Below are 18,447 nucleotides of genomic sequence, written 5' to 3'. Positions count from 1 at the left end.
TTAAGTTCTCTCCGTTTTGCTTAGCCACATTTTATCCATACCCTCACCTTTGATTTGCATCGGGTATACGTGTTCGGTTTCGTCTACGTTGATGTCCACAAACACCAGACGATCTTTCATATCCAACGCTTTTTGTAGCCCTTCTTCGAGCTGATCAGGCGTTTCGATACGAATACCGACGTGACCATAAGCTTCTGCAATCGCTGCAAAATCAGGAACAGAACTCATGTAAGAATTAGAGTGACGACCTTGATAAATAATGTCTTGCCACTGTTTTACCATGCCTAAGAAGCGGTTGTTTAGGTTGATGATCTTCACTGGAATGTCGTATTGCATGGCTGTCGAAAGCTCTTGGATATTCATTTGAATACTGCCATCGCCCGTAACAACCACGACTTCTTCTTGTGGCATGGCAAACTTAACACCCATACCAGCCGGAAGGCCAAATCCCATAGTGCCCAATCCACCCGAGTTGATCCAACGGCGTGGTTTGTTAAATGGGTAGTAAAGTGCTGCAAACATCTGGTGCTGACCCACATCAGAAGCAACATACGCATCACCATTGGTCAGCTTGTGCAAGGTTTCAATCACTTGCTGTGGCTTAATTCGCTCTGGTGACTTCTCATAAGCCAAACAGTTGCGGTCACGCCACACTTGAATGTCATCCCACCATGCGGTGATGGCATCTTCATCGTTCCCACCTTCTTGCTCTGCCAGCAGGCCAAGCATGGTTGTAAGCACTTTTTCCGCAGAGCCGACGATAGGTAAATCCACCTTCACGTTTTTCGAGATCGATGATGGATCGATATCAATATGCATGACTTTTGCGTTTGGGCAGTATTTTTCAAGGTTGTTCGTCGTGCGATCATCAAAACGCACACCGATACCAAAAATAAGATCCGCTTCATGCATCGCCATATTGGCTTCGTAAGTACCGTGCATACCCAGCATGCCCAGTGAGTTTTTGTGCGTTCCAGGGAATGCGCCTAGTCCCATCAACGTACTGACTACTGGAAGGTTCAGCTTGTCGGAGAGCTCTAAAATATGTTCATGAGCGCCAGAAATCACAGCACCACCACCGATATAAAGCACTGGTTTTTTCGCTTCTAACAGCGATTTAAGCGCTTTTTTAATCTGGCCTTTATGACCCGACGTCGTCGGCTTGTAAGAACGCATTGAAAGCGTTTCTGGGTATTGGTAAGGCAGTTTGATTTGCGGATTCATTACATCTTTCGGCAAGTCAATCACTACTGGACCAGGTCGACCTGTGGTCGCGATATAAAACGCTTTCTTGATCGTTTCAGGAATATCTTCCGCTTTTTTCACTAAAAAGCTGTGTTTGACCACTGGGCGAGAGACACCAACGATGTCACATTCTTGGAAAGCATCATTACCAATTAGGCTATTAGGTACGTTACCCGAGATAACGAGCATTGGGATGGAGTCCATATAAGCCGTGGCAATACCAGTAATGGTATTGGTCGCGCCTGGACCTGAACATACCAGTACGACACCCGGTTTACCGGTAGCGCGAGCGTAACCATCTGCCATATGAGTGGCGGCTTGCTCATGCCTTACAAGTACGTGTTTGATTTGATCGGTTTTGGCATGCAGTGCATCGTAGATATCCAAAACAGAGCCACCTGGGTAGCCAAAGATCTGCTCTACGTGCTCTTCTATCAGAGATTGAACCACCATCTCTGCGCCTGACAACATTGCTGTCATAATTGCTCTCCTTAGCCAGTTTCCTCACCGTAAGGTCAACGGATTGGTCTGGTTTTACATAGTCTAGGTCTTATTCGTAGCCTAATCGAAATACTTCCACGTTTTCGGCTATGTCTTGCGTTCGTCATAACATCCCGCAAGGTTACCCAACAAATGTAACGTTTTATTATCAACGGGTCTAATGAGAGATTGGTCTACTTTTTAAACAAGATGCTAGTAATTAGAATGTTAGTAGGAATAGCAGCCACACATACCTTATTTCACAGTACAACCTAAAAATTTAACGCTCAAAAAAAGAACATTATTTCAGAACCTTTTAAGTATAGGGTGCTAAATAGCTGTATTTGGTGAGCAAAATAGAAAGAATCAACACAAACAAAAATCCCCAGCAATGCGCAATAACATCACTGGGGATTTTTTCATCAATATAAAATCTAAGTCAGCTTAAGTTACTTTTTCTCTGACTTTTCCTTATACATTTCTTCAATTTCATCTTGGTATTTGTCATTGATGACTTTACGACGCAGTTTTTGAGTTGGCGTTAACTCACCATCATCCATAGAGAAAGCTCTTGGTAACAGTTTAAACTTCTTCACCTGTTCAAACTTTGCCAACTCTTTTTGGAGATCGTTAACACGCTTCTCAAGCATTTCGACCACTTGGTGATGCTTAATCAATTCAACGCGATCGTGATACTTGATATTCAGCTCTTTCGCATACTCTTCAAGAGAATCAAAACACGGCACAATCAGCGCCGAGACAAACTTACGCGTGTCCGCGATAACCGCGATTTGCTCGATGAAGTGGTCTTTACCTATCGCACCTTCAATCATTTGCGGAGCGATATATTTACCGCCAGAGGTTTTCATCAGTTCTTTGATACGATCAGTGATGAACAGGTTGCCATTTTCATCAATGTAACCCGCATCGCCAGTTTTTAGGAAACCGTGCTCATCAAAGGTCTTTTCGGTCTCTTCTGGCATTTTGTAATAGCCACGCATCACCATTGGACCACGCACCAGAATCTCGTTGTTCTCGCCGATCTTCACTTGCGCGCCAGGCATAGACATACCAATAGAGTCTGGGTTAAAGCACTTATCATCCCAACACGATACTGTCGCCGTGGTTTCAGTCATGCCGTAACCTAACTTCACATTGATACCAATCGCGTGGAAGAATCGGCCTATGGTTTCATCTAACTTCGCACCGCCACACGGCATAAAGTTGATTTGTCCACCAAGTAACGCACGCAGCTTGCTCAGAACCAATTTATCCGCCAATGCATATGACTTGCGCAGCATGAGCGATGGCTGACGTTTTTCTTGATGACAAGCGGCCATTTTTGCGCCCATGTTCACAGCCCAAGTAAACATAATCTTACGGTGAATCGGTGCGCGAGACACTTTCTCATGAATCGCAGAGAAGATCTTCTCATAGAAACGCGGTACGGCACACATCACGGTAGGTCGTACTTGGCTCAGTGCATCACGTACCTGCATGGTGTCTTGCAAATAGCAGTTGGTCGCCCCTTTGTACAACACATAAAAGGTCCAAGCGCGTTCAAATACGTGTGACAGCGGAAGGAAACACAGTGACACATCACTTTGAGAAAGGCTCAAGCGTTGATCGTGCCCTTCCAATTGCGCCGCAATGTTTGCGTAATCTAGCATTACACCTTTCGGTTGACCTGTGGTACCAGAGGTGTAAATCAGCGTGAGTAGATCATCTTCCTTTGCTTGCTCTAAACGTGCGTCCAATTCAACTTGGTATGTGGTATCGCCTTTGGCGACAAATGCTTGCCAAGAGATAACGAAATCATGCTCGCCAAGTTCGATATCATCAGACATTGCAACAATGAGCTCTAACTGCTCGCACTGGTCGAAAATGCTCACTGCTGCGTCAAATTGTGGCTGCTCACCAACAAACAGCACTTTGACGTCTGCGTTGTCAATGATGTACGCCGACTGAGCGGCGGTATTGGTTGGGTAAATAGGTACTGTTACGCCGCGTAGTTGTAGCGCTGCAATATCAGCAATCGTCCATTGCGGCATGTTGTTCGAGAAAATGCCGATTTTATCTTGGACTCCTAATCCCTGAGCCAAAAGTGCAAGTGATAAAGCATCAACTTGCTGACCAAATTGCGTCCACGTAATACCTTGCCATTCCTCACCCACTTTATGCTTGAGTGCAACGCGTGTACCACCGTTCGCAATTTGTTCACGAATACGTTTAACGATATGAAAATCTAACTTGGCCATTCTTTTACTTACCTTTTGGCTTACAGGCGTAAGCTAATTGAGCGAACAAGTGTACTCACGGCTTGCTAAAACGCAACTGACCAGTATCAAACTTATCACTAATAAGAGACAACTATCACTTATACGTCGCGAACATACCCAAAACTGCTGAATGATTACTCTATTTAACTTACTGTTTCGATTGTTGATTGCTAAAACAAAAAGCCCCGAGAGACAAAAATCTCTCGGGGACCAATGAATTGTAAAAATTGATGATTACCAATATGGTCTTAACCGATAAGACCAAACGTCATCTTATTTTGCGGCAACCACTTCACCACAAGTGATCATCAGTTGATCGCGCAGCCAAATGTGGCCTTTATCTTTTTCACTTGATTCATGCCAGCTTAAGAAGCCGCTGATTTCCTTGTTTGCAAATGGGAAGTCTAGAATTTGCAGCTGATCGCTGTTTACCGCATTTTCTGCCATCCAACGTGGCGCGATAGTCACAAGCTCAGATTGACCCACCACATATAGTAGGTTGCTTAGACTAGAGCCTTCGTACGCGGCTTGGCAATCCAGTTCACGATATGCTTGTTCTGAGAAGCTACGTTGACCGTGCACTTTCGATAACTTCGCATGTTTTTCGTTAAGCAGTTGCTCGGCCGTTACACCACCTTGAATGCGTGGGTGTGTTTTTGACGCGATAACCACTAATTCATCTTTGAAAATTTCAGTACTTGAGAAACCTTGCTCATCAAAGCGAGCATAATCGATCACGAAATCAATTTCTTGATAGCGCATACGCTCAGACAACAGACGGTCAAATTCTGCATCTAGGTGAAGCTGAACATTTGGTGCTTGTTGATTCACTTTTGCCATGATCTTCGGAGCAAAACGCATGTCACAAGGGCTGCAAATCGCCAGCTTAAATAAGCGAGTCGAAGATTCTGGTTGGAATACGGAGCTAGGAAGTTCATTACGAATCAGCTGTAATGCTTGGCGAATTGGACCAAACAATTGACGAGCACGTTGCGTTGGCTGAATACCACGGCCCTGACGCATAAACAGCTCGTCGTTAAACATCACTTTTAGGCGTGCCACGGCATTACTTACTGCCGGCTGAGACATGCCTAAGTTATGTGCTGCACGAGTAATATTTTGCTCTTGCATCACAGCATCAAATACAGTCAGTAGGTTTAAATCTACACCACGCAAAGTGCTTTCCATACGGTAGCTAGCAATTGCGCTCATCGCATCTTTCTTCTCTAACATTGAGTGCGCCTCTTTTGTAATCGTCAACTTTGTTCATTAAATTCATAACGAATAGAATCCCATCTCGCACAAAAGACGGCGGCTGGATTCGAATCATTTTACGAATAGATAACCTAACTTTTTATTATATTTGCCGTCCGGATACTTCCGGCTCGAACTGTACTATCAACTAATCGATTGCGGTTTCGCAACTAGATTGATATTTAATCAGTAAATTTTAGCCGATTAGGTATTTACCCTTTAAATAACAATGGCTTGATAAAAACATAAAAAACTATAAAACACGTAAAAGCGCATTCTTTGAGGAAGTATTTAGCAAATTGATGAGACGGATGGTCACCACATGCATGCATTTACCTCAGTTATCAGTCGAGAACAAACCAACAGATGACGACTATATCTCTGAGTGAAATTTGCACTTATCAGTCAAATTATCAGCAAATACACATTGAATAGAAATGAAAGAGAGAGAATAAAAATGCAGCCTTCTAGGTTGAAAGGCTGCAACAAAATCGTGTCAAAAATAGGAAGGAACAATGTACTTAGAACAACGTACTTAAATGTTCGACACGTAACTTGGGAAATCAACTTGCTCCCACAACTGTTTGGATAACTCCGCTTGTGAATCCCACGCGCCTTGCAATACCCAATGGACAATGGCCTGAGCAACATCTGGGTATTTCACACTTTCGGCTTGTTGCTCCTTTAGCCACTGGCGTACTGCGGAAATGTCTAAGCTCTCCATCGACATCGCAAGCCCTAAGTCTTCTAAGGTCGCGACGTTGCTTTGTTGCTCAAACTGACCTGCGAGTGGCTTAAGCAATAATTTTTTCCCTAGAGACAGAGCTTCCGAAGGGAGCTCAAATCCACCATTGGCAATGACACCACTACACCGATGCAAATGATGCTGAAAGTTGCTGTGGCATAAAGGGCGTAATTCTATGTTTTCCACTTGCTCACATTCGATCACATCGGGGTGATAACAGATGAACGCTTGCTGGTTAAAATGGAACAGTAAATCCGAGATGTCTTCAATGGATTCGAACGGTAGATACACCAAAACAAAATCATCATTTTCTGCTTGGCTATCGACGGTATGCACTATCGGTGGTAGCAAAGGTTGATCAAAATGATGCCAATGCAAACCAAGGTGGTGTTGAGAAGGCGCAAAGTATTCAATGACGGATTTGTCTAACCAACTCGCTCCCTTTAACGGCACTGGATAACGGAAAGCATTTTGATGACTGATACCAATCGACGGCTTATTTTGTTGTTTTGCCGCCCATGCCGTAACAGGCTCGAAATCATTGAGCACGAGATCATAGGACGACAAATCAAGCTGTTTAACTTCTTTGCAAAATTGCACCAAATTGTTACTCAATGCTGTTTTCGCATAGTTCACTGAACCTTTTTCAGTGATAAAGGTGAAGCCTCGGCGAGTCTGATAATCGCCAAACGCTTCCATTGAAAAGTACTTTTCAGGCGCTCGTCCAGAAAACAAAAAGTCGACCTCAACATCGTGCTCTTTAAACGCATGACTCATCGCCCTCGCACGCGCAATATGTCCGTTTCCTGTACCTTGAACACCGTATAAGATTTTCATCAATTAGCCTCCCAGCATCGCAATCGCTAATCCACCACAAAGACTACCTAGCAGTGCACCAATGATGACATCGGTAAAAAAGTGCACCCCCAATAAGATTCGCGCAGTTCCGATTAAACTTGCCCAAAAGAATGCAGCAACGCCTAGGCTCGGATAGAAATGATCAATCAGCGTCGCCATGACAAACGCAGCGGCAGTGTGTCCTGAAGGAAGACTGTAGCGATCAGAGGGGGTAATAAAAGCAGGAAGGAGTGCACTGAGTTCTTCAGGGCGACGACGCTTAAAACTGTTTTTCAGCGTCCAATAAATTGGCAACTCGATGGCAAAAGCAAGTAAACCCGCCAGTAAAAACCAAACTCCCTGCTCTTTATCTAAATACCAAGCTAATAAACCTAGCACCAAGTACAGATGTCCGTCACCACTGTGGGAGACTCCTTTACTGATGTTGGCAACTTGCTGATTAAAACGGTGCTTAAGACAAGCACTAGAGAGCGCTAAATCAAACTTAGCAATGGTTGCAATTGGCTGTGTAATTGTCTCTATGGTTCGCATGTGGCCTTTCCTTACTTTGACAACGCCGTTGTGTGAAAAGTAGGAGGTTTAGGTGACAACTGCATGACGGGAGTTTGGACAATTAATGACAAATGCCAAATTAGAGTGTGCCCAATGATCTATTGAGCACAATCGTAGGAGAGAACGATTAAGAAGGGTTTGCTTGCTGCGGTTGAGGCGTATCGATGTACCAGACCTTTCTCTTCTTACGACAGGCGCGCAAAGAGCCCATCGTCATGTCGCCATCTTTTGTTAGCTCGTAGCTAAGGGAGCGGCAAGTGTAATTTCCTGACAGTTCATGCTCTATGCCCGTTTGCTCAGTTATGCTCGAAGCAGACTCTAAAATAGGATTAGGCTGTGTAGAAAGAATGTCACGATTTACCACATTGCTGCGCGCATAATCCTTATGGACGTAACCTTTTATCACGCCTTTCTGTTCAACGAGAAACCAAGGTTGATCCACCACTTTTGCCAACACATTAAAAACTTCCCCTTTCGATAACACGCCAAGCTTTTCTCCTTCTAGGCTCGGCTTGGATCGCAGGTTTAATGTGGTCTTAGAGCGATAGGAGACATCCATAAACTCAACGGGGTTTGAGGTATCCACACCGTCAGCTGTTGGTCGGAAGACTTCCGCTTGTTGTTTCTCACTAGGTTGCACTCGGATCTTCCACCACGAATAGGTTTCCGGATCTTTGCCTTTAAATTTATCTCGACTGTCCGACTCAAGAGCAACGAGCATTTGATTCAAAAACGATTCACGTCCCTCGTAGCTCAAGAATCGATCCATTTGATCATTAATCACCATGACACTCTGAGAGTGATCATTAATAACAACAGGGGAAATCTCTGCCATATAGGTTTGAGATTGAAACAGCTGACAACCCGATAAGCTGACCAGAGTAAATACTGCGGCTGAACGTCCAAATTGTTTTGCTAACCTCATTATTCCTTAACCCTTCTTTTTACCTAGTGCAACTGCACTACTATAAATGGTCATTCAAAACTTTTGCCAAACAATTCGGGCCTTTGTGTGACAAGTCGCAATCCCAATGCTTGTTTTGGTAATGAAACGTCGCAAAATTGATGAGAACTTGCCTCTTCTAGCACGTTTCTATCGCACCATGCAGTTTCACTTAGCGCATCATTTTTCTCGAGTAAATGAAAAGAGTCATCCGATATGAATAAAAAATCGACTTTAGGGTTGACGCGCTCCATGGAGTGCGGTACTAATTTGTTAACTTAATTATGTGGAAAGCTTAACAACTATGTCAGCTCATTTTTCTATTCTGCTTAGCCTCCTCCTGATCGTGACCAGTTCGCGCGGGTAGGCTGTGGAAGAAAAATAACCACACCAATTTCTAAGAACCCGCATGAGAATGCGGGTTTTTTTATATCTAAATACTGGAAGTAAACGATTAACTTGCACGTAAAGTGCAGAAATCAGGAAGGAAGCAAACATGAACGATCAGGTCATTATATTCGACACCACATTGCGTGATGGCGAGCAAGCGTTGTCAGCAAGCTTGACGGTTAAAGAAAAACTGCAAATTGCCTATGCGCTGGAAAGACTCGGCGTTGATGTTATCGAAGCTGGCTTCCCAATCTCTTCACCTGGTGATTTCGAGTCGGTACAAACCATTGCAAAAAACATCAAAAACAGTCGAGTTTGTGCCCTTTCGCGTGCCGTTGCGAAAGATATTGATGCCGCCGCTGAAGCATTAAAAGTGGCCGACCAATTCCGTATTCACACGTTTTTAGCCACTTCCACCATTCACGTAGAAGACAAACTACGCCGCAGCTACGACGATGTACTTGAAATGGCGGTCAACGCCGTTAAACATGCGCGTAACTACACCGATGATGTCGAGTTTTCTTGTGAAGATGCAGGGCGTACTCCTATCGACAACCTATGTCGCATGGTAGAAGCTGCCATCAATGCCGGTGCGAGCACAATCAACATTCCAGATACCGTTGGCTACACAGTACCAAGCGAGTTTGGTGGCATTATTCAAACCCTTTTCAACCGCGTTCCAAACATTGATAAAGCGATCATCTCCGTTCACTGTCACGACGACTTGGGGATGTCAGTTGCCAACTCTATTGCCGCCGTTCAAGCCGGCGCACGTCAGATAGAAGGCACCATCAATGGCATTGGTGAGAGAGCGGGTAACTGTTCTCTTGAAGAGATCGCAATGATCATCAAGACGCGTCAAGAGTTCTTGGGTGTTCACACTGGCATCAAGCATGATGAAATTCACCGCACCAGTAAGTTGGTGAGCCAGTTATGCAACATGCCAATTCAGAGCAACAAAGCGATTGTGGGCGCGAATGCCTTTAGCCACTCTTCAGGTATCCACCAGGATGGCATGTTAAAGAATAAGAATACCTACGAAATCATGACCCCTGAGTCGATTGGCCTTAAAAACCAAGCACTAAACCTAACCAGCCGTAGTGGTCGCGCAGCCGTGAAGAGCCACATGGACACCATGGGATACAACGAGGACGAGTACAACCTAGACGCTCTATACGCGGACTTCTTGAAACTTGCCGACCGCAAAGGCCAAGTGTTCGATTACGATCTAGAGGCCCTAATGCACTTCTCGAACCTGCGTGAAGAAGATGACTTCTACAAACTGAACTACCTAAGCGTGCAATCGGGCAGCGTAATGGCCACCACCAGCATCAAAATGCAATGTGGCGATGAAGAAATGTGTGAAGCGGCAGTCGGTAATGGCCCAGTTGATGCGCTATACCAATGTATCTACCGCGTGACAGGCTACGACATCGTACTGGATAAATTCGACCTAACCGCGAAAGGCGAAGGTGAAGATGGTTTGGGTCAAGCTGACATCATTGCCAACTACAAAGGTCGTAAATACCACGGTACAGGCGTTTCCACCGATATCGTTGAAGCTTCCGGCCAAGCACTATTGCACGTTATTAATAGCATCCACCGTGCAGACAAAATCGAAGAAATGAAGCAGAAAAAGATTGCGACTGTGTAATAACAACTGGGCTGCATGGCTCAGGAAAGAACACGCTCGTTGAAATAATTAAGCTCAAAATTAGAAAACTTAAAGGATTAACATGACAGACAAATCATACAAAATTGCCGTCCTACCCGGTGACGGCATCGGCCCGGAAGTAATGGCGCAAGCACACAAAGTATTGGATGCTATCGAAAAGAAGCATGGTATTGCGTTTGAGCGTGACGAGCATGATGTAGGCGGCATCGCGATCGACAATCATGGCAGCCCACTTCCAGAAAGCACCGTGAAAGCGTGTGAAGAGTCTGATGCAGTACTATTTGGCTCGGTTGGCGGCCCGAAGTGGGAGCACTTGCCACCCAACGACCAACCAGAACGTGGCGCCCTACTTCCACTACGCAAACACTTCCAACTATTTTGTAACCTACGCCCAGCGCAAATCCACTCAGGTCTTGAAGCTTTCTCACCACTACGTGCAGACATCTCAGGTCGCGGTTTTGACATCGTTGTAGTCCGTGAGCTGACGGGCGGCATCTACTTCGGCCAACCAAAAGGTCGTGAAGGTGAAGGCGCAACAGAAAAAGCATTTGATACTGAGGTGTACCACCGCTTTGAGATCGAACGTATTGCAAAAATCGCTTTTGAGTCTGCTCGTCTACGCCGTAAGAAAGTATGCTCTATCGACAAAGCGAACGTTCTACAAAGCTCAATCCTATGGCGTGAAGTGGTCGAAGAAATCGCAAAAGATTACCCAGATGTCGAGCTATCACACATGTACATTGATAACGCAACCATGCAGCTTATCAAAGACCCAGCACAGTTCGACGTAATGCTGTGTTCGAACATCTTCGGCGACATCATTTCTGATGAGTGCGCGATGATCACTGGCTCAATGGGTATGCTGCCTTCAGCAAGCCTTAACGAAAGTAAGTTCGGTCTGTACGAGCCAGCAGGCGGCAGCGCACCAGATATCGCAGGTAAGAACATCGCCAACCCAGTAGCACAAATCCTATCGGCAGCACTGATGTTACGTTATAGCCTTGGCGAAGAAGCCGCAGCACAAGACATCGAAGCAGCGGTGTCGAAAGCACTTTCAGCTGGCGAGCTAACAGGCGACCTTGCAGTCAACAACCCGGCACTTACAACATCAGAGATGGGCGATAAGATCGCTGAGTACATCTTAAACTCGTAATACAGAACAGATTCATAATAAATACTAAATCCTCTATCCACCAATGACTTACCTCTAAGTCATTGGTGCTAAAACAAAGCAACAAGGATAACGAGGAAAGGAAGCAAACAATGGGCAAAACACTATACGAAAAAGTCTACGACGCACACGTTGCCGTCGCAGCAGAAGGGGAAAACCCTATCTTGTACATCGACCGTCACTTGGTACATGAAGTGACGTCTCCGCAAGCATTTGACGGCTTGCGTGAAAAAGGTCGCAAAGTGCGTCAGGTCAGCAAAACTTTTGCCACTATGGACCACAACGTTTCGACAACCACCAAAGATATCAACGCATCCGGTGAGATGGCGCGTATCCAGATGGAAACGCTATCAAAAAACTGTGAAGAGTTTGGCGTTACGCTTTACGACATCAACCATAAATACCAAGGTATTGTGCACGTTATGGGCCCAGAGCTTGGTATTACCCTACCGGGCATGACGATTGTTTGTGGTGACTCGCACACGGCTACACACGGTGCATTTGGCTCGCTAGCATTTGGTATTGGTACCTCTGAAGTTGAGCACGTATTAGCAACTCAAACGCTAAAACAAGCGCGCGCTAAAACGATGAAGATCGAAGTGAAAGGCAAAGTGGCTCCGGGCATCACGGCGAAAGATATCGTGCTAGCCATCATCGGTGAAACCACAGCAGCAGGCGGTACAGGCTACGTAGTTGAATTCTGTGGTGAAGCGATCACAGACCTTTCAATGGAAGGCCGCATGACCGTATGTAACATGGCAATTGAGCTAGGTGCGAAAGCCGGTTTGATTGCGCCAGATGAAACCACGTTCGAGTACATCAAAGGCCGTAAATTCTCACCTCAAGGTGCCGACTTTGATGCAGCAGTAGAATACTGGAAGACATTAAAAACGGACCATGATGCTCAGTTTGATGCGGTCGTGACACTAAACGCAGCGGATATCAAACCACAAGTCACTTGGGGTACTAACCCAGGCCAGGTTATCGCGGTAGACCAACCGATCCCTGCACCAGAAAGCTTTGCTGACCCAGTAGAAAAAGCCTCTGCAGAAAAAGCACTGGCTTACATGGGCCTAGAGGCAGGCAAGTCATTGTCGGATTACAACGTCGATAAAGTCTTCGTTGGTTCTTGTACTAACTCACGTATCGAAGACATGCGCGCAGCCGCAGAAGTGGCGAAAGGTCGCAAAGTCGCGTCTCACGTTCAAGCGCTAATCGTTCCTGGCTCTGAGCAAGTAAAAGCGCAGGCGGAAGCAGAAGGCCTAGATGTCATCTTTAAAGAGGCGGGCTTTGAGTGGCGCCTACCAGGTTGCTCGATGTGTCTAGCAATGAACAACGACCGTTTGGGTCCACATGAACGTTGTGCGTCTACTTCAAACCGTAACTTTGAAGGCCGTCAAGGTCGTGATGGCCGTACCCACCTAGTGAGCCCTGCGATGGCAGCGGCGGCAGCAATTGCTGGTCACTTTGTAGATATTCGTGAACTAGACTAAGGAGCAAACAAATGTCAGGCTTTAAACAACACACAGGCTTAGTTGTTCCTCTAGATGCAGCGAACGTTGATACTGATGCCATCATTCCAAAGCAGTTCCTACAAAAGGTCTCCCGCCTAGGCTTTGGTAAACACTTGTTCCATGACTGGCGCTTCCTAGACGATGCTGGCGAACAGCCAAATCCAGAGTTCGTGATGAACGCACCTCGCTACCAGGGCGCGTCTATCTTGCTGGCTCGTGAAAACTTCGGCTGTGGCTCATCTCGCGAGCACGCACCGTGGGCACTGGCGGATTACGGCATAAAAGCGATGATCGCACCAAGCTTTGCCGATATCTTTTACGGCAACTCGATCAACAACCAAATGGTGCCAGTTCGTTTGACTGAACAAGAAGTGGATGAAATCTTCCAGTTTGTTGAGGCAAATGAAGGTGCAGAAGTCGAGGTCGACCTAGAAGCGAATGTGGTTCGTGCCAACGGCAAAGAGTACAGCTTTGAAATTGATGAGTTCCGTCGTCACTGTTTGTTAAATGGTTTAGACAATATTGGGCTAACGCTTCAACACGAAGATAAGATTGCTGAGTACGAAGCGAATATCCCAAGCTTCTTGCGTTAAAACGCATTAGTAAATACACAAATCAAGGGCTGGCAATTGTTGGCCCTTTTAATGTTTTAAGTGACTGATTTTATAGCGCTTTACTTACGAAATACTGAACGCCTCTGTTGAAATTCGTCATCCTGAACAGCGGCGAAGGAGCGTGATTCAGGATCGACTGCCAGAATGTACTGTGCAGATTCATACTTTCTTTACTCAAGCGTTTGTGGGGATTAGATTCCTGCTGTCGCTTATGCTCCTCGGAATGACGGAGAATAAAGGCAACTGATTACTGATTACTGATTACTGAAAGAAAACAAGCACTCAACAGGTCTACACTATCAACAATATCTCATTCAAAGGTATCTCTATGAAGCGTCTGTTATTGCTATTGTGTGCTCTGGTTTCTTTCTCAGCGTTCGCTGCTCCTAAATCTGACTTGTGGCCGTATTGGCAACAATCGAATCAGGCCAACCAAACACACATTTCGCACCAGGAATGGCAACAACTGTTAGACAATTACTTGGTTGAACAAGGTGAGAATACTTTGTTCCGCTATAGCAAAGTCACGGCTTCCGACAAAGCGAAGTTAAAGCAGTACATCCGACGACTGGTAAAACTCGATCCATTGCAGTACAACCAAGCAGAGCAATACGCCTATTGGGTGAACCTTTACAACGCCATCACGGTAGATCTTATTTTGGATAACTATCCCGTCGAATCCATCACCAAGCTAGGTGGTTTATTTAGCTTTGGGCCTTGGGGAGACAATGTGGTCGTGGTCAACGGGAAGGATCTGACTTTAAACGATATTGAACATCGAATTTTGCGTCCAATTTGGAATGACCCAAGAACGCATTACGCCGTAAATTGTGCAAGTTTGGGATGCCCTAACCTACAAGCTCAAGCATTCACTGCCGAAAACACTGAAGCCTTACTTGAAAGTGCTGCCAAAGCGTTTATTAACAGCAACAAAGGCGTATCTATCCAAGGAAACACGGCGCAGCTGTCTTCCATTTATGATTGGTTTGCAGCGGACTTTGGTGGAGAAAAACAAGTCTTCAGCCACATCGCGAAGTACGCGCCACAATACAAAGACTTCTCTGGAAAAGTGAAGTACGAATACGATTGGAGTTTGAATCAAGCTGACTAATTTATCGCCACCGTTCAGCTTGCAACGCTTTTGGTCACCCGTAACCCAAAAGCTAAAAAGGGCACCAAGTGCCCTTTTTACTTTCTAGATTTTGACAAAATCACTTAAAGCCTTTGACCTTTTTAATCAGATCGTAAGCGTTTTGAATCTCTTGAGATTTTTCTTTCGCTACGTTCATCATCTCTGGTGGTAGACCTTTAGCCATCAATTTGTCTGGGTGGTGCTCGTTCATCAGTTTACGATAAGCACGCTTGACGGTTTTACTGTCGGCATCTGAAGACACATCCAGAATTTTGTACGCGTCAGCCAGTTGATCCGCTTGTGAAGCTTGTTGCCAGCTACCACCAGAAGATTGGCCTTGATGCTGACCATGAAAACCTCCTTGGCTTTGGAAACGGAATGCGGCTTCTTGCATTTGCAAGCGACGCTCTAGCTGCTCAGAAGAGAAACCCAAACCACGTGCTATTTTGTGTAACACATTTCGTTCACTAGGATGAATCGATCCATCTGCAAAGGCCGCCGAGATTTGTAGTTCAAGGAAAAATTGCAACAAGTCAAAGCGGCCTGCTGTCGAAATTTTCACACGAACAAGAACGTCTTCTAACGGAAAGTCACTGCCTTTACCTTCACGAAACGCATCTTGCGCAGCGCGGCGCTGTTCGCCATGCAAATTCATGCGATCCATCATTGCAGAAGCAAGTTGGATTTCCTCTTTGGTGACTTGGCCTTTCGCTTTTGCCACATGTCCCATTACCGCAAACGCCGCTTTAAAAAATTCTTCTTGGCGCTGAGCTTGACTCGGCCCTTTTCCAAAGCCGCCAGTTGAGAACCCGGCTTGACTCAAGCGACGTGCTTTATCGAATTGATGGCCAATAAATAAGCCAAAGAGTAAACCTAGCGGCCCGCCAAGTAACAAGCCAAAAAAGGCACCCAGAATTTTGCCAAAAATATGCATTATGTGTTCTCTATCAATGAATTTTTATCGACGACGGCGGTCTTATAGTGCCGGATGCAACGATTTCCTTTATGATAATGGAATTAGTTTTATTTCGGCTAGGCCATTTCGCCTGCTTATCTTTGCAGCTATTTTGTCGTCATTATGCCACAGTGAATCAATACGCTGGGATAAATGCGACTATAGTTGATTCATTTGGCTATTACGCTAGGGTACAACAAGCCCTATAGCCATCGAGTAGTAGTGACACAGGAAAGTTCAATTCAATGCAACATTTCTCCCGCACATGTTTAGCGGCCTCTATCAGCACCGCCTTGTTTGTACCCACCACTCAAGCTGAAGCGAATATCCATGATAGTGTGCAGGAAATGCCCGCCACAGATCAATGTTTGGTCGATACCAGTGGCGAGGAGGACGCTCTTAATACCCCAGTAGTGGTAGAAGCTGACACCCTGCAAGCCATCAATGGTGACAAAGCTCAGTACTCAGGTAATGTACAAGTCACCCAAGGCCAGAAGAAAATCACCGCAGATAGCGTAACGCTGCACCAACAAGACAACGTCGTGGTTGCCGAAGGCAACGTGACTTTCAATGACGGCCAAGTCAAAGCTCGATCTGATCGTGTTACTAATGACATCAACCAAGACACGTTTTCACTGGAGAACACCGATTATCAGTTCCTTTGCCAACAAGGTCGAGGTACAGCAGCATACATTGCGCGTACAGGTCAGTCGGTTTATGAACTCGAAGATGGTTCTATTACATCATGTCCTCAAGGCGACAATTCATGGCGTTTAGTGGCATCAGGTATTGACGTTGACCAAGATGAAGAGACGGCGACGCTGCACCATCCTCGATTTGAAGTGTTAGACGTTCCTGTTTTCTATGTGCCGTATCTAACCATGCCAATTGGAGATACGCGTAAAACGGGTTTCCTCTTCCCTTCTTTATCGTACGGTTCTAGTGATGGTATGGAAGTCGAGGTGCCATTCTATTGGAACATCGCGCCTCAATATGACATGACACTCACCACGCTCTATATGCAGCAACGTGGTACAAAACTCGATACTGATTTCCGCTACCTAACAGATGGTTGGGGAAATGGGGAAATCAAAGGCGAATACCTCAATAGCGATCGTAAATATCAGGACGAGTCTCGTTGGGGCTACCAAGTTAAACACGACGGTATCATCAATAAACAGTGGATAGTCAAAGTCGATTACTCAAAAGTGAGTGATATTGATTACTTCCTCGATCTCGACTCCGATATTGGTAACCGTGAAGATGGTCAACTGGTTCAAGAAGGACAAGTACAATATCGTTCTGATTTCTGGGATGCCTCGTTAACCGTTCGCGACTTCCAAATCTTATTGAAAGAAGAGAACCGCCCTTATCGCCTGCTTCCTCAGTTAGACTTGAACTACTACACGCCATTGTGGGGAGATTACCTCAACTTTGACGTGAAGAGCCAAGTCAGCCGCTTTGATACAAGTGATGCTGCGCGACCAAATGCGACCCGTGTTCATATTGAGCCAGGACTTACATTGCCGCTTTCAAATTCATGGGCAACGTGGACAACGGAAGCTCGCGTGCTTTCCACGTACTACTCTCAAGACTTAACGGGTCTGACAGATGTCAACTTGCAAAACCAGTTAGATGACGAAGTTTCTCGTGTTATCCCCGAGTTCCGTACGCATGCGCAACTTTACTTAGAGCGAGACACGAGTTGGATCAAGGGCTACACACAAACACTGGAGCCTCAGCTGCAGTACTTGTACGTACCTGAAGAAGATCAAACCAATATCTACAACTACGATACCACCTTGCTACAAACCGACTACTACGGGCTATTCCGCAGTCGTAAGTACAGTGGCATTGATAAAATCGCCTCTGCGAACCAGTTAAGCTACGGTGCAAGTACGCGCTTCTTTGATGATGACTATAAAGAGCGTCTTAACGTTTCATTTGGTCAGATTTACTACTTCGATAAAAAGACCAAACTGAGCAACAGCCCAAATCTTCCGGATGAGACCACCAACTACTCATCATGGGCGATTGAAGCTGATTTCAACTACAACGATTACTTGTTCTATCACGGTGGAATTCAATACGATATCGATTTGAGCTCCATGCAGTTGGCGAACAGTACCTTAGAGTACCAATTTAACGGTGGCTTTATTCAGGGTAACTATCGTTACGTCACGCGTGAATACATCGAAGATACGATCATTCTCGAAAACCTAGACACAATTACTCGTAAAGGCATTTCACAAGCAGGTATTGTAGCGGCCTACGAGTTCAACCCGAACTGGTCTGCAAGTGGTCAATACTACTACGACCTAAATGAAAATGCGGACCTAGAATGGCTAGCGAGCCTGCGTTACCAGTCTGACTGTTGGTACATTGGTGTGACTTACGCCAACCAATTGCTTGGTTGGGAAAACCAAACTATCGGCAGCACTGGCGCATCACCTGAATACGAAAATAACTTTAGCGTTAACTTCGGTATTCAAGGCTTTGCGACCAATCAGCGTGAAGACACTGCAGTCAAAGAACTGGATGGTTCTGACAACGCGATTAAGTACGGCCGCCCATTCTATCTGAACAATTAATCGAAATAGGCGTCTTAAATGAATAAGACGCCTATTCAAAAAATACTGA

General features: G+C 45.5%; 13 protein-coding genes. 6 read left to right on the top strand and 7 right to left on the bottom strand.

The annotated features are described in order from the left end of the window. The 6 genes from CBX98_RS05810 to CBX98_RS05785 all read right to left on the bottom strand — a co-directional run bounded on the left by CBX98_RS05810 (position 1) and on the right by CBX98_RS05785 (position 8,338). Positions 1–1,725: an acetolactate synthase 3 large subunit gene (locus CBX98_RS05810; protein WP_109168759.1), complete on the bottom strand. Its 1,725-nt coding sequence runs from the start codon at positions 1,723–1,725 to the stop codon at positions 1–3. Between the two features lie 449 nt (positions 1,726–2,174). Next, positions 2,175–3,983: a long-chain fatty acid--CoA ligase gene (locus CBX98_RS05805; protein WP_109168758.1), complete on the bottom strand. Its 1,809-nt coding sequence runs from the start codon at positions 3,981–3,983 to the stop codon at positions 2,175–2,177. Between the two features lie 294 nt (positions 3,984–4,277). Next, positions 4,278–5,237 carry a LysR family transcriptional regulator CalR gene (gene calR / locus CBX98_RS05800; protein WP_005379693.1) on the bottom strand — a complete coding sequence of 320 codons (960 nt, stop codon included), beginning with the start codon at positions 5,235–5,237 and terminating at the stop codon, positions 4,278–4,280. Between the two features lie 556 nt (positions 5,238–5,793). Then, positions 5,794–6,840, bottom strand: coding sequence for an MJ1255/VC2487 family glycosyltransferase (locus tag CBX98_RS05795; RefSeq protein ID WP_005392259.1), 1,047 nt, complete (start codon positions 6,838–6,840; stop codon positions 5,794–5,796). A 3-nt stretch (positions 6,841–6,843) separates the two neighbouring features. After that, on the bottom strand, positions 6,844–7,392 hold the full coding sequence (locus tag CBX98_RS05790) for a phosphatase PAP2 family protein (protein WP_109168757.1): 549 nt from the start codon (positions 7,390–7,392) through the stop codon (positions 6,844–6,846). A gap of 148 nt (positions 7,393–7,540) precedes the next feature. Beyond that, positions 7,541–8,338: an SH3 domain-containing protein gene (locus tag CBX98_RS05785; protein WP_109168756.1), complete on the bottom strand. Its 798-nt coding sequence runs from the start codon at positions 8,336–8,338 to the stop codon at positions 7,541–7,543. Positions 8,339–8,852: 514 nt separating this feature from the next. Between CBX98_RS05785 and leuA the strand changes: the two genes are divergently transcribed. From leuA to CBX98_RS05755, 5 genes are all read left to right on the top strand, one after another. Then, the gene (gene leuA, locus CBX98_RS05775; RefSeq protein WP_006742733.1) at positions 8,853–10,400 is read left to right on the top strand and encodes a 2-isopropylmalate synthase; all 1,548 of its coding nucleotides are present in this window, start codon (positions 8,853–8,855) and stop codon (positions 10,398–10,400) included. Between the two features lie 82 nt (positions 10,401–10,482). Beyond that, positions 10,483–11,574: a 3-isopropylmalate dehydrogenase gene (gene leuB / locus CBX98_RS05770; RefSeq protein ID WP_109168755.1), complete on the top strand. Its 1,092-nt coding sequence runs from the start codon at positions 10,483–10,485 to the stop codon at positions 11,572–11,574. Positions 11,575–11,684: 110 nt separating this feature from the next. Continuing rightward, the gene (leuC, locus tag CBX98_RS05765; protein ID WP_109168754.1) at positions 11,685–13,085 is read left to right on the top strand and encodes a 3-isopropylmalate dehydratase large subunit; all 1,401 of its coding nucleotides are present in this window, start codon (positions 11,685–11,687) and stop codon (positions 13,083–13,085) included. A gap of 11 nt (positions 13,086–13,096) precedes the next feature. After that, complete coding sequence (gene leuD / locus CBX98_RS05760) at positions 13,097–13,699, top strand: 3-isopropylmalate dehydratase small subunit (RefSeq protein WP_104971226.1); 603 nt, start codon at positions 13,097–13,099, stop codon at positions 13,697–13,699. A 349-nt stretch (positions 13,700–14,048) separates the two neighbouring features. Further along, positions 14,049–14,831 (top strand): DUF547 domain-containing protein, encoded by a 783-nt coding sequence (locus CBX98_RS05755; protein WP_109168753.1) that lies wholly within the window; start codon positions 14,049–14,051, stop codon positions 14,829–14,831. Positions 14,832–14,931: 100 nt separating this feature from the next. On the opposite strand, the gene djlA is transcribed toward CBX98_RS05755, so the two are convergent. Continuing rightward, positions 14,932–15,786, bottom strand: coding sequence for a co-chaperone DjlA (djlA, locus tag CBX98_RS05750; protein ID WP_005379675.1), 855 nt, complete (start codon positions 15,784–15,786; stop codon positions 14,932–14,934). Positions 15,787–16,052: 266 nt separating this feature from the next. Here djlA and lptD point away from each other — a divergent pair, with 266 nt between their 5' ends. Beyond that, complete coding sequence (gene lptD, locus CBX98_RS05745; RefSeq protein WP_006742729.1) at positions 16,053–18,398, top strand: LPS assembly protein LptD; 2,346 nt, start codon at positions 16,053–16,055, stop codon at positions 18,396–18,398. Positions 18,399–18,447 lie beyond the last annotated feature (49 nt).

This window comes from Vibrio sp. T9, from assembly GCF_003123985.1.
In the GTDB taxonomy this organism is placed as follows: Bacteria; Pseudomonadota; Gammaproteobacteria; order Enterobacterales; family Vibrionaceae; genus Vibrio; species Vibrio diabolicus.
The sequence above is the reverse complement of the archived record's forward strand: the minus strand, read 5'-3'. Positions and strand labels throughout refer to the sequence as shown.